The 12,923-nt window shown below is 62.1% G+C and carries 15 protein-coding genes; 14 read left to right on the forward strand and 1 reads right to left on the reverse strand.

The window, feature by feature from the left end:
- Positions 1-977: 977 nt before the first annotated feature.
- The 10 genes from R2855_04605 (at position 978) to R2855_04650 (ending at position 7,093) form a co-directional block, all read left to right on the forward strand.
- Entirely contained in the window at positions 978-1,433 is a 456-nt protein-coding gene (locus R2855_04605; protein MEZ4530293.1) for a hypothetical protein, read from the forward strand.
- A gap of 49 nt (positions 1,434-1,482) precedes the next feature.
- Positions 1,483-1,890, forward strand: coding sequence for a hypothetical protein (locus tag R2855_04610; GenBank protein ID MEZ4530294.1), 408 nt, complete (start codon positions 1,483-1,485; stop codon positions 1,888-1,890).
- A gap of 43 nt (positions 1,891-1,933) precedes the next feature.
- Positions 1,934-2,224 carry a hypothetical protein gene (locus R2855_04615; protein MEZ4530295.1) on the forward strand — a complete coding sequence of 97 codons (291 nt, stop codon included), beginning with the start codon at positions 1,934-1,936 and terminating at the stop codon, positions 2,222-2,224.
- A 39-nt stretch (positions 2,225-2,263) separates the two neighbouring features.
- Complete coding sequence (locus tag R2855_04620; GenBank protein MEZ4530296.1) at positions 2,264-2,401, forward strand: hypothetical protein; 138 nt, start codon at positions 2,264-2,266, stop codon at positions 2,399-2,401.
- 923 nt (positions 2,402-3,324) lie between these two features.
- Positions 3,325-3,924, forward strand: coding sequence for a hypothetical protein (locus tag R2855_04625; protein MEZ4530297.1), 600 nt, complete (start codon positions 3,325-3,327; stop codon positions 3,922-3,924).
- Positions 3,925-4,000: 76 nt separating this feature from the next.
- Positions 4,001-4,189, forward strand: a complete 189-nt coding sequence (locus tag R2855_04630; protein MEZ4530298.1) for a hypothetical protein — start codon at positions 4,001-4,003, stop codon at positions 4,187-4,189.
- A gap of 459 nt (positions 4,190-4,648) precedes the next feature.
- On the forward strand, positions 4,649-5,167 hold the full coding sequence (locus tag R2855_04635; GenBank protein ID MEZ4530299.1) for a hypothetical protein: 519 nt from the start codon (positions 4,649-4,651) through the stop codon (positions 5,165-5,167).
- A gap of 27 nt (positions 5,168-5,194) precedes the next feature.
- On the forward strand, positions 5,195-5,344 hold the full coding sequence (locus R2855_04640; protein ID MEZ4530300.1) for a hypothetical protein: 150 nt from the start codon (positions 5,195-5,197) through the stop codon (positions 5,342-5,344).
- Between the two features lie 369 nt (positions 5,345-5,713).
- Positions 5,714-5,935 carry a hypothetical protein gene (locus R2855_04645; GenBank protein MEZ4530301.1) on the forward strand — a complete coding sequence of 74 codons (222 nt, stop codon included), beginning with the start codon at positions 5,714-5,716 and terminating at the stop codon, positions 5,933-5,935.
- 885 nt (positions 5,936-6,820) lie between these two features.
- Complete coding sequence (locus tag R2855_04650; GenBank protein MEZ4530302.1) at positions 6,821-7,093, forward strand: formate--tetrahydrofolate ligase; 273 nt, start codon at positions 6,821-6,823, stop codon at positions 7,091-7,093.
- A 200-nt stretch (positions 7,094-7,293) separates the two neighbouring features.
- Here R2855_04650 and R2855_04655 read toward each other — a convergent pair whose 3' ends face one another.
- On the reverse strand, positions 7,294-7,785 hold the full coding sequence (locus R2855_04655) for a hypothetical protein (protein ID MEZ4530303.1): 492 nt from the start codon (positions 7,783-7,785) through the stop codon (positions 7,294-7,296).
- A 2,125-nt stretch (positions 7,786-9,910) separates the two neighbouring features.
- Here R2855_04655 and R2855_04660 point away from each other — a divergent pair.
- From R2855_04660 to R2855_04675, 4 genes are all read left to right on the forward strand, one after another.
- The gene (locus R2855_04660) at positions 9,911-10,120 is read left to right on the forward strand and encodes a thiamine pyrophosphate-binding protein (protein MEZ4530304.1); all 210 of its coding nucleotides are present in this window, start codon (positions 9,911-9,913) and stop codon (positions 10,118-10,120) included.
- Positions 10,121-10,538: 418 nt separating this feature from the next.
- Positions 10,539-11,072: a thiamine pyrophosphate-dependent enzyme gene (locus tag R2855_04665; protein ID MEZ4530305.1), complete on the forward strand. Its 534-nt coding sequence runs from the start codon at positions 10,539-10,541 to the stop codon at positions 11,070-11,072.
- On the forward strand, positions 11,048-11,281 hold the full coding sequence (locus R2855_04670; protein ID MEZ4530306.1) for a hypothetical protein: 234 nt from the start codon (positions 11,048-11,050) through the stop codon (positions 11,279-11,281). Before R2855_04665 ends, R2855_04670 begins: the two co-directional genes overlap by 25 nt.
- A 1,296-nt stretch (positions 11,282-12,577) precedes the next feature.
- Entirely contained in the window at positions 12,578-12,910 is a 333-nt protein-coding gene (locus tag R2855_04675; protein MEZ4530307.1) for a hypothetical protein, read from the forward strand.
- Positions 12,911-12,923 lie beyond the last annotated feature (13 nt).

Consider the following 12,923-nt stretch of genomic DNA (forward strand, 5'->3'; position numbering starts at 1 on the left):
GGGGCGTAGTAGCGCGCGGTGGCATATCCTCGGCGACCGGCTGCTCGTTCAGCAGGTGAACCTTGCCATCGATCTCCGAGATGTACCAGACATATCGCAAGAGGCGGTCGTTGTTGTCGACCGGGTCTTCGTCCCCGCTCGACCCAGATCTCGGATGACGCCACCAGGAGGCTGTCGGTCTTCTTGCTGGCTTCCTCGCCATACTCGGGTTCGTTGCCGTAGAGGTAGTTTGTTTCCGGCGTCGATGCCGATCATGCGGATACAGTCCCGATCCTCGCCTGGGCCGAGATCGAAATCGACATCGATCGTGTCGCCGTCGATGGCCGCGGATGAGCTCGACCTGCCGGCATCGGACGGGATGACATCGTTGGCAGCCCGGCTGACCGGCGCAAACAGGTGCACCCCAGATAGGAACAGCGCGACTACCGCAACGAGTCGAGGTGAGAAGCGCATCGATTCACCTTCATGAGATTGTGGGCGCGTCAGACGTTATCCGCGCGCCCATCCCCAGCGGGCCATGGTGGATTGGCCCCAGCTTCCAGTTTCAGGACAATGGTACTCGATCTCGATTGGCGACGTCGCCAGCACACGGGATTCGCATTGTGAGCGATCGGCAGGCAGACGCAGCAGTTGCCGGCGACGGTGGAGCGGCTGCCTCGCCGGGTTCGCTCGTGCTCCGAGATGGTGAACATTTCGAAGCGCTTCGGAGCCACCGCAAGCGCTCTCTGGCGTCTCGCTGCAGTTGCGGCGCGGCGAGGTGCACGCGCTGCTGGGTGAAAACAGGGCCGGCAAGTCGACACTCATCAAGATCATGACCGGGGTGCAGCGGCAAGACACCGGGGAGATTCTGCTCGACGGGCAGGAGATCCGTCTTGCCTCCGCGCAGGATGCGCAACGGTTCAGCATCGCCGCGATGTACCAGGAGCCGATGATCTTTCCCGATCTTTCGGTCGCGAACATCTTCATCGGGCACCGCAATGAGGAAGATCGTCGACCGGCGCCGTATGGAGCGCGAAGCGCGCGAGTGCTCGATCGGCAAGGTGCAGATCGAAGTCGACGAGCCAGCACGCGGATTGACCCTGGCAGAGCAACAGACAGTCGAAATTGCCAAGGCGATCTCGCTCGACGTGCGCGTGCTCATCATGGACGAACCGACCGCCTCGCTCTCCGCGCATGAAGTCCGGCGGCTCTTCCGCATCATCAGCAACCTGCGGGCGCAGGTTGCGATTCTCTTCATCTCGCACCGCCGCATGGACGAAGGTTTTCGAGATTTCCGATACGGTCACGATCTTGCGCGACGGTCGGTGGTCAGCGCGCCCACGGTCCGAGCTGACTCGCGCATGGCGATTCGGGACATGGTCGGACGGCAGGTTGTGGAGTCTTTCACCGGGAACACCGTGCGCCCGGTGGTGCGGCTCGCCGTCGAGGGTTGACAAGACTGGCGCATTCGAAGACATCTCGTTCGAGATTCGCGCCGGGGAAGTGCTCGGATTCGCGGGTTTGGTCGGCGCGCGGCGCACCGATGTCGGGTTGGCGCTCTTTGGCATCGCCCCGACCAGATTCGGGGCACGGTCACTCTCGATGGGCAACTTCGCGGCCAATGTCACGAGTCCACGCCAGGCGCTCGATCTGGGAATCGCATACAGCACGAAGAAGACCGGCACTTCCAGCTCACGGGCGATCATGGGGCAATCGATTTCCAACAACATCGTCTTGCCGTCGCTGCAGCGGTTCCTGGACCGGTTCGGGTTGGTCAAGAAGGACGAACAGACCAGGTCGCTGAAACTACCACTTCTGCTGCTCAAGATCACGCAGCCTGGTCGGAACGCCAACGGGCGCACTTTGTCGGGCGGCAACCACAGCAGAAGGTCGTCATCAGCAAGTGGCTGAGAGCCGCATCCGAAGGTGCTGATCCTGGACGAGCCGACGCGCGGTGCTCGACGTCGGAGCGAAAGTGGAGGTACATCAACTGATCGACGAGCTGGCGGGGCAGGGGATGGCGATCATGCTCATCAGTTCCGATCTGCCCGAAGTGCTGGCCATGAGCGACCGGATCCTGATCATGCGCGAGGCGCCAGATGGCGATTCTGGATCAGTCGAGGCGACGCAAGAAGGTCCTGGCGCACGCTATGGGACAGGCTCCGGAATTGGACGACACTGGCGCGCGGCGGCAATGGAGGCAGTCGATGCCCTGATCGATGCCGGGAGCAGCACGGGTGACTGATCGCATCCTGCGACATATCCGGCAAGGCAGTTTCGCGAATTGATCCTGCTGCTCGTTACGCTCGGCGCGCTGCTCTTTTTCTGGAGCCAGATTCCAACTACTTCGATCCGCGCTCGATCAACCGTCCTGCAGGTCGGACTGGCGATCCCGCTGGTCGTCGCGGTCAGGCGGAAATGATGGTGGTGCTGACGCTGCGTGATCTGTCGGTGTCGTCGACCGTTGGGCTGACGGCCTATGTGGTCGGCACATTCCTGACGGGAACGATGTTTCTCCCTGGATCACGGCCGCGCTGGCAGTGCGCTCCGGATGTGGGTTAAGCGGGGCGCGATCAACGACGCTGGTGGCCTATGGCGGCGTGCCGGCCATCATCACAACGTTGGGCACGTTGGCGATCTATCGCGTCGTGCTCGTGGAGATTTCAGCGCCAGAGACCGTCACCACGGACGATTTGCCGGGCTGGGTCGGCTCCTTTCCGAGCAACACGGTTGTTTCGGTGGCGGATTACGACCTGCGGGCCATGGTTGCGATCGCGCTGGTCGTGCTGATTGCCGTTATTTGGTCCTGCGGTTCTTGCCGTTCGGGCGCCGGCTCTACGCTATCGGCTCGGCGAATCGGACGGCGCGCGCATCGCAGGAGTCTCCCAGCGCAGCGAGATGTCTTTTCCGCGTTCGTCATCTGCTTGGCCGGACTGGCTGGTCTCAGCAGGATTCCTTTATCTGGTCCGTTTTGGGAACGTCACGGTCACTGCCGCTCGGGGACTCGAACTGCAGGTGGTGGCCGCGGTGGTGGTTGGCGGGGTCAGTATTCTCGGCGGTCAGGGCACGCTCTTTGGCGTCCTGCTCGGGGTCGATGCTGATCGAGGTGATGCAGCAGAGCTTGTTGCGCTGGTCGGGCCTCCAGCGAGTTCGTGCGCGATGCGATTCTCGGGTTGCTCATCTGATCGCCATCACGGTCGATGCCGTCGTGCTGGCCAAGTTGCGGGAAGCCTGGGTGAACACCTGCCGGCGCGACAGAGCGGCGCCTCGGCTCGGCGCTCTCGCCAGAAGGAAGGCTGATGGAGCGGACTGACACTTCACCGCTATCTGCGCCGGTGGGAAGCGTTGCTGCTTGGCTGCCTGATCGTGGTGCTGATCTACAACATCACGCAGGTTTCGAACTTCCTGACGGTTCAGAATCAGATCAACTTGCTCAGCTCCTCAGCAGTCGAGAGTAGCGATCGTCGCGCTGATCATGACGTTCGTGATCAAAGTGCGATCGATCTTTCGGTTGCGTCGATGATGGGGGCTGGGTTCGCGGCCATTGCCACGATGCATGATTCGGGCTGGAACATGCCTTGGCGATTGCGATCGCGCTGCTGGTCGGCCTTGCGCCGGCACGATGAACGGATTCTTCGTCGCGAAAGTGGGAATCAACTCCTTGCGGTGACGTTGGCTGGGTATATCGGGTTTCGTGGGCTGGCGCTGGCCTTGATCGAAGACAAGTCGCTGAGATTTCCCGCATTGGTTCGAGCGGATGGGACAGGCGGTATCGTTGGCCCGATCACGTTCTCCATCATGGTCTTCTTTGTCATGGCGGCGATTGCCACGGTGATACTGCATTTCAGCGGTTTCGGACGGCGGGTCTACACCATTGGATCCAACGCGCGGGTTGCCGTCTTTTCCGGGTTCCGGTGGTGCGCACCCGCATCATCTTTGCCATGAGTGGATTGATTTCGTCGATGGCCGGCATTCTCTACGCTGCCCGGCTGAGTGCGTCCGCTCCAGCACCGCGCAGGGAATGGAGCTGGACATCATCACCATCGTCTTGTTGGGCGGTGTCAGCATCTTCGGCGGCATCGGTTCGATGGTGGGTGTCTTTTCTCTCTATCCTGCTCGTGCTCAACTTGCGCAACGGTACGACGATTGGCGGCATCACCGGCAATACCCAGACCGGCGTGATCGGCTTGCTGCTCATTCTCTGTGCTGATTCCGAACCTGGCGTCGCGGGCGCGCGGTCATGTTCGCCGGATAACCGACCCGCAGGTGCAGGCCCTCGCGCGGAAGTGACCGCGCAAGGCGCCGACTGAGAGGAGGTGCCCCGCAAACTCGTGGATACGCGAAGGAACGTCTGTTTCGATGAAGAACATGGAGGTACGCAGATGAAACGTCGCACACTTCTCTTGTCAGCCGCAGTTGGCCCATTCATGCCGACAATCGCGGCCACCGTATCGGCGCAGAGCCCGGTAGCCAGTCCCAGCGGCGGGGTTGCGGTAGCTACGCCAGGGCAGGAAGTCAACATGATGCTCCGCCCAAGTTCCTTGGCATCTCGGTCTTCGATCAGGCAAACCAGGGCGCGCAGGAAGCGCATGCCGAGCTGCAGAATCCCGGCAAGCTCGACTTCGCTGGCCCAACCGCGGACAACAGCGCCGCGGGGCAGATCGAGTTCGTGACCAACGCGCCAGCGGAGGGTATGACGTGGTCATGCTTTCGAACAACGCCGGCGACCAGATCGACCCGGCTGTGGCTGCAGCGGTGGCTGGCGGCGGACGTCGTCACCTGGGATTCGCCGATCCCCAGCGGCGTGGCGAATCGCTCTTCGTCGCACAGGTCGACTTCGCTGAAACCGGTCAGTGATGGCGGATGGCACTCGATCCTCGGCGAGGATGGCGGCAAGTTCGCGGTGCTTTCGGCCACACCGGATGCCGCCAACCAGAATGCCTGGATTGCTTCGCTCGAAGAGGTGCTCGCCACGGACGCCTATGCGAATCTCGAACTGCTCGACATTGTCTATGGCAATGACGAGTCCGAGGAGAGCTACAACCAGGCGCTGGCGCTGGTCGACAAGTACTCGGGACATGGAGCTGATCATGGCTCCGACGTCGGTCGGTATCGTCGCGGCTGCCAAGGCGATGCAGGACGAAGGTCTTTGCGACCAGGTCAAGGTTTCCGGTCTCGGACCGCCTGAAGAGATGAAGGCGTACCTGGACAACGGTTGCGCCCCGAGTTCGCGCTCTGGAGCTTCGTCGATCTTGGCTACGTGACGTATTACGCCGCGTACTTGCTGGAAACCGGCGCCATTCAGGGGGTCGAGGGCGAGAGCTTTCACCGCCGGTCGCATGGGCGACTACACGATCGAGGCTGATCCCACTCCGGCCCGACACGGGCGCGCTGCGCATCGGATGGGTCCGTTCTCGGTCTACAACGCGGAGAATCCGGGGGTCTAGCCCGACGAGCGTCTCAACAGATCACTGAACGGCGGGAGCGGCGGCGACGCCTCCCGCTCTTTTCATGTCACTCATCCCGGTGTCCCAGCCGCGTGTCATCCTCTCGACGTTCCCGAGGCGCTGCCAGGTGTCGCAGCAATCGAAAGGTGCTCCTCGTCCACATGCGCTCCATTGTCGATGTCGCCGCCGAGGTTGGGTTGACCCAAACGACCTCGATCCTACGGTCACTACGCGCAAAGATCCATCCGATGTCCGCGAACGCTACCGATTAAACGCGTCGGTATCTGGTGGTGACGTCGATCACGCTGACGCTGTTTGGCGAAGGCGGCACGACGAGTGGCAATGGCTGGCGTGTGGATGCCGGCGTATCTGCTGCTGAAAGCGATCGTCGCGTTGCGGCAGTCGCTTCGATGGGCCATCGCTGGCAGGTCGGCGTTACGCGGGCGAGGCCGATCAACTTGCTTCGATGGTCGACATGGAATTTGCATTTAGCGACGATGATGCGGTGATCGCGGCGCACATCGTCTGGCGCCGCAGGCTTCGGTGGTGGCTGGACGGCAAATTCCACCCCGCATCTCAGCGAACGCGCTGGGGATCGAAACCAATTCTGGCCGCGGCGATCGATGGCATGAACATCCGCCGCGCGCCACGACGATCGACATCGGTCTGGAGATGTGGCGAACGGTCCTGTTATCGACCTGGCCTTCACCACGGCCGCGAGCGAGGTCGCCAGCCGATCCGGCTGGCTGCCTGGCTGGCGCGCCGATCAGATATGCCTCGGCCGGGCGGTCAGGACGGCGGACTGAAGACGGCCACCAGACATGGAGGATATCGGGATGCTGCCGGGCGATACTGGTCCGACAGGATGCGCTCAGGCCTGCAGCCCGCAGATCGGGAGAGGGTTATCCTGCGCTTTGCGCATGCGGGACCGTTCTGGAATGTGGCGCTGGCTGTCGACCACGTCATTCAGGTAGGCCTGGTCGGCAGACGATCACCAGCTGGCGCCAGGCGCCGCGCGATTCCGGATTTCCGAGAAGTCGGCGACGTGAAGGCACCATGAGCGGCCTTCGGCGCTGACGCAGCGCTGGCAGGTCAACATCTGCGCGTTGAAGCACCAACCATTATTCCGGCAGGGTTGTCCAATGACGATGAGGATCGATGACGAGCATCTTCCGAACCCACAAAGCTGGCTGCACACTTCCAGAAGACCATCATTGAAATGCCGCCCGGTCAGATTCGGCGGTGGTCGCGATTTCAACGTTTCACCACCGAGGCTACGAGCTCAGCCGCCGCAGGCTGGCCATAGCTGCAGGCGCGTTTGGGGTAGCGGTGGCCGACGTCTACGGGACGGGCGGCGAGGACGCGGAAGAACTGGCGCGGTTGGTGGATGGCTGGTGCTGTGCGATCCGTTGCCTGTGCGGCTCTATGAGCCAGATGACTCGCTCCCGGAAAAGATTGCCAAGGTCGCGGCGGCGATGTACGGTGTCGAAGAGATCGACTCACCGGCAGGAAGTGCCTGGCTGCGCTGGCGCGGTACGAAAAAGGCCGGGTTCGGGCAATTGCCAATCTGCGTCGCCAAGTCGCAGTATTCGTTTTCCGGCAATGCCAACGAGGCCGGGAAGGCACGTTCCGGCAAGCTGGTGGTGCGCGACTGCTGCTCATGCTGACCGGGCTACGTCGTGCCAGTGTGCGGCGATCAACCTGATGCCCCCGTCTGGCAAGCATCCCGGAGCGCACGACTGACCTGCTGCCCGATGGGCAACAGCTGGCGACGTAGTTGGTCTGAACCCTGGCCCAATCTGGCATCATTGCGCACGTTCGCCATACGGGCATCCGGCGAATGGGGAAGACGGGAGCATTCGATGAGCTACTTGCCACCGGCGCCTGCGCCGGCGTCTGCGCAGCCGTCGCATCTGTTCTTCGACCGAGTCGCTGGATCGGTGAAGTTGAGTCGGCCGATCTTCGATGAAGTGCGCCGCGATCCGAGCGCCATGACCCAGGCGGCCATCGTCGTCGTGCTGACCGGACTTTCCGGATCTCCCAGTTCGCAGAGCTGCGAGGCCAGACGATCGAGTTTGGCGATGGCGACTCGTACACGGTGACGAATTCGTTTTTCGGGCCGTTGCTCTCGGGTATTGGCGTCGCGATCGTCGCACTCATCTTCTGGGTCATCGCCGCCGTCATCTTCCGCGGTGAAGATGTTGAGGCCTGAAACCGAAATCCAGTGGCGGAAGTCGCTCGTCCGCTGGGGTTTGCCTCCCCGCGCCGGGATTCCCGCTGATCCGATGCCCATTCCCGTGCTCGGGTTCATCATCGGAAGCATCGGGCTCTGGTCGTTCGCGGCGCAGATCGTGGCCATGAGCAGACCTTCAGAATAAGCAAGTTGCGCGCATTTGCCACGATCCTGATCGCTTCGATTGGGCTCGGTATTTCCTGGCCCTGACCCTCCTGCATCTGCATCTTTGCCGTTGCGGCGTTCGTCTGACCGGTTTCCGGAGCGAACCAACCGCCGTTTGGCTGGGACGATTCGGGCGGCGCTCCTCGGCGCGCTCAGGTTGAACGGGGACACGTTTCGAGAGCTTCCGTTCGTGCCGAACGCCTTGCCGCAAGCGATCGCGGTGATCCGGGGCCGCTGGCGAGCGCCATCGTCTATCTTGTCGACGGCGATTCGCCCAGCCTCAGTGTGGACGTCAACTGGAACAGCTATCCAAGTCACCCGGGAGAGCGATGTCCTCGCCGCGCTGGCGGGCGCGGTGCCGATGCCGGATGGGGCCTGGATGATTTGGGCGGTACAGGCAGCCATCATCTGTTTCTTGTGGAACCGGCTTTAGCCGCAATCGGCGGACCTGGCGCTCGATCGCCGCGCCGCTTGGATTTGCCAGTGCCCCGCTCATCGTTTTCGCCCTTCTGAACTCGTGCCGACAGTCGGAAGCGCGCTGGCGTTGATCGGCCTCCTGTGGACATTCGTGGCATCGGTGGCAGCGATACGCCAGCGTCGCTCAGCACCGGGTTGTGGGCGTGCCGTCGTGTTGTTGGTCGTGTCTACGGTGGCGCTCTTCCCGATTCCGCTGGTGATTTCCTGGTTGTCAGTGACAGCGGAGCGGCCAGCCTCCAGGGCTCGAGCTGGTCTGCGAACATGCCCGTTCGAGTGCCGCCGACTGTGCTGCTAGACTGCCATCATGCGAGGACATCGGTCCAGGAGCGCATGCTTCCGCAACTGCTCTAGCAGGTTCAAACCTGTCGATAAAGACTTCCCAGCGGTGCACGCCGGCGAGCTCGAGAATCCCGTAGCGGTACCAGGGATCCGGGTCGAGACGAGCACGAACATCGGCTTCGCTTTCGGCGCGAACTACGATCATCGCGCCGCCATCGTCGGGGAACGGTCCGCCCAGCACGATTACCCAAGGGCTCGACGAGGTCATCGATGAACGCGGCGTGCTCATTCCAGAACGCTTGCTCGCGGGCGCCGATCGAAAGGTCGCGCTTGCTCCTGCGCGTGAAACGACGACGTCAGACTGGACATGGGGATGCCAGGACCAGGCTATCGAGCGGAGGAGGAGTCGCGCGTGAAGATCATTCCCAGTTCCACTCCCACGTTTCACCTCCATCGGCAGACATCGCTGCTCCCAGCGGGCAAAGATGGAGATTTGCCCAGCGGAAGAGCACTTTCACGGGTACGTCATCTTGCAGGTCGCTCCAAGAAACTCGCCGATCCCATTCTGAAAACGGCCAACTACCGGCGGAGCGAGCTGGCCGTGACGAGAATCGGCCCAATAGAGACTCCAAAGTCGGGTCGAAGGATCGAACACTCAGCACGGTCATGCCGACAAGCGGCTGGCCGTCAGGAAACACCGATCGATATTTCGACATTTCCGATTCCACCAAGCACCGCCTCGAACATCCGAAGCTGTGTTGAATTCTCCCATTTCCGGGAACCCACAAGCCTCGCAGTCGCTGAAGACATTCCACGTCCCCAGATAGCACCGAAGTCGTGGCGTCCGTCATTTTCCTGGTCGATTGTGGCGTCCATACCGCTGCAGGTCTCCGGTGATCGCTGGTGGTTTCGCGATCTCCAACTTACGTCGATTTCCTGGACAGAATGTGTCGTGATTCTTCAGCCGAGATGCACGCTGACCACCGAGGATCGACGGCTGGAAACAATCGCACCACCATTACAGCGCCTACCTGTTGAAACGGCCGCATGAGCTCGGAATTGGGCACATCTTCGCGTGCCGGGCGATTGCGGCTCGGATTCATGACTGAGATCGAGTCCAGCCCAATCGAGCTGATCAATACCTGCGACGAGCAGGGAGCCGGGTTCGCGGCGGAATGCGCCGCGCGGCTGCGTGGCATCGGCGTGGCGTGTGTGACAGCTATGGGGTGGGCGGTCTCAAGCTTGCAAATACCACAGGCCAAGCCTATGCCGAACGAGTGCCGGTGGTGGTGATCAGCGGCGGCTCCGAGCATGGCCGAGGCTGCCGGCGCTGCAATCCGATCCACCACAAGGTCCGCTCCTACGACACCCAGCCTGGGTCTTCCAGCAGCTCACGGTGGGGTGGACGGTCTTGGACGATCCGGACGACGCGCGCCGCGAGATCGACCGCGTGCTCGCTCGTGCAAGCGCTACAGCCGGTCCGGTCTATATCGAGCTGCCGCGTGACATGGTCGATGCAGAGATCGAGATCGATGGCTGACGGTCGACGACCGGCAGTTGAGCGATCCGCGCACACTGGCCGCGCGCACCTGACGAGGTGTCCTGGATCAATCGCGCCAATCAGCCGGTCATTTTCTTCGGCGTGGAGCTCTATCGTTTCTGGATTGGAGGGCGAGGCGTTGGCGCTCATCGAATCGAGTGGCATTCCAGCCGTGGTCACCTTTGCTGGACAAGGGCGCGATCGAGGAACGTGCCCACAGTTTGTGTCTACGCTGGAGCGCTCGGGCGGGACGATTTCGTGCGCCGCTACGTCGAGGAGAGCGACTGCCTGATCATGTTGGGCACATTGCTGACCGACATCAACCTGGGTATTGCCACCGCGAAACCTGATCCGGCCAAATGCATTCACACTACGCGCGATCGGTTGTCGGTTGGTCTGCACACCTACGAGAACGTGATTGGACGATTCCTGTGCGGGGACCGGCAGTGGCCGCATCACGCCACGCTTCGACCGGGATCATCCGCACGCGCCGATCTGTTGCGACAGTCGACGTGCCGGTGAGCGTGCTGACGAGCCCGTCACCGTCGCGCATCTCTTCGGACGGCTTGCGTCGTATCTGACCGAAGACACGATCGTCATTGCCGACCGAGGCGATGCGCTCTTCGCGTCCATCGACCTGCCGGTGCAGGAGGCGCGCGCTTTTCTGGCGCGGCGTTTATGCCTCATCCCGGTTTTGCGGTTCCGGCGGCAATTGGAGCGCAGTGCGCGTCGAGGACCGAGTAGATTGGTCTCGTGGGGAGATGGCGCGTTCCAGATGACGGGTATGGAGCTCTCCACCTGCGCAGGATTCGGGCTCGACCCGATCGTGATCGTGCTGAACAACAATGGCTATACCACCGAGCGGCTGATCATCGACGGTGGGTTCAACGACATTCAGCAGTGGAACTTCAGCGCGCTCCCGCGGTCATGCAATCGGGCAGATCGTTCCTGAATTGCCCCACCGCTGCACGCGGCGAACTGGACGATGCGCTGGAGGCCGCGCGGGAGCGGGCCGGCCAGTTCGCATTGCTCGATGTGCGGCTGGACAAGCTCGATTTCTCGCCGGCGCTCAAGCGGCTGGGGGAGGGGTTGAACAAGGCGGCGACCGCAGTCACTAGCGCCCTGCCGATGGTCGAGTTCGCGCACGTCGCCCGTCGTTAAGCTCGCCATGGCTGCGAACCCGCAGGGGGCTTCGGGGAACCGGACGCTATGCGTGGACGAGGACGTGACGAGACGTAAAGAAAACGTGACTGCTCCGTAGTACCTGATAGACAGGCAACGACGTTGGCAGGGAGCACCCGATGGCGGTGGCACAACTTCGCCGATACTCGGCGAAGAGCAGCAACCAGTTGGAAACAAGAGCGATGCCATCCTCGCGCAGGAGGCGACGCACGACCCGAACGCGTTCGCCACGCTCTATCTCCGCTACGCGAACCGGGTGTTCCGTCATTGCTACCGACGCCTCGGCAATCGCGAAGCTGCGGAAGATGCGACCAGTCTCGTTTTCACCAAGACCCTCACCGGTCTCGACCGATTCGATCCCAACGCGGGACGTTCGCGGCGTGGCTCTTCACCATCGCCCATCACGTCTCGGCAGACCATTTCCGGAGCCAGGGCAGATACGTAGGCGCCCAGGAATTCCCTGACCCAGTCGACCCCGCCGAAACACCGGAAGAGATTGCGCTTGCGCGAGACAGGCGAAACCTGCGGCGCGCGCTCGAACAGCTCTCCCCGCGCGAGCGGAGGTGATCGAGCTGCGCTTAACCGGAGTTGAGCTCGGCGAAATCAGCGACGTGCTCGGCTGTCAGCGAAATGCCGTCGCGCAAGCCCAATACCGCGCGATTGGCCGGTTGCGAGATTTGCTTGGCCTGAGGCCGCGCAACGAGGACGAAACGATGTTTAGCCGCTGGAAGAGCGACAAGAGGGCAGCGGCTCTCGATCAACTTTGGGACCAACTCCAGGCAGCCGATGGATCCGGCGCTTTGGAGCGACAAGAACGTCCAGCCGATGCAGGAAACGATTGCGGCGGTGTTGGCGCATGAGCGATGCGCCTTCGATCGATCCAGTCTTTTCCGCCATTTTGCTGAAGGATCTGACAAACATGCACGCGCAACAGAGATTTGGACTGAGCTCGAACGGACATGGTACGGCGGCGATTTCTGCTCAACGATCACCGATCGTCCGGCAACCATCGTGGTTTGGGGAGCAGCATGCCGGGACCGGCCCACGATGGATACGCTTGGCGGTAAGGTTGGCGGTGCTGGCCGTGTTGTTGGCGGTTAGAGCGCTAACGCTCATGCCGGAGCGATCGCCAGAACCCCCGGTGATTCCGGCAGCCGCGGTGCAGGACGAGGGACAGATCAGGTCGATTCGCTCCTGGATATCTCGTTTCCACCGGGCCGGATGCGAGGAGACGAAGGCGCGCGAGTCATTTTCGAACACAGCATCGCGCCTGGGATGACAGCCGAATTCGAGCTCGCCTGCGACTCGGTTGGAGTTCATCCGTTGTATGTCCTCGACGGAACGCTGAGCGTGGATGCGCTCGCCACCAGCTTCGTACTGCGGAGTGGAGCGGCAGAATGGGAAGCCATTCCCGCCGGTGAGCCAGTCGATGTTCGGGCCGGCGATACCTGGTTCGTCGAGAATCCGACAAAGGATGGGGTGGCGAATCTGCGCAACGACGGTGAGGTTCGCTATCTATGGGTTGGACTGCGCGAGAACGCCCCAGAGTGCAGCACAGCACCACCGAGCGGCCAGCAGATCGGCCTGGTCTATCTCGAGGATCAGTAGAGTCCCCATCGAC

It is taken from the genome of Thermomicrobiales bacterium (assembly GCA_041390825.1).
Taxonomy (GTDB): domain Bacteria; phylum Chloroflexota; class Chloroflexia; order Thermomicrobiales; family UBA6265; genus JAMLHN01.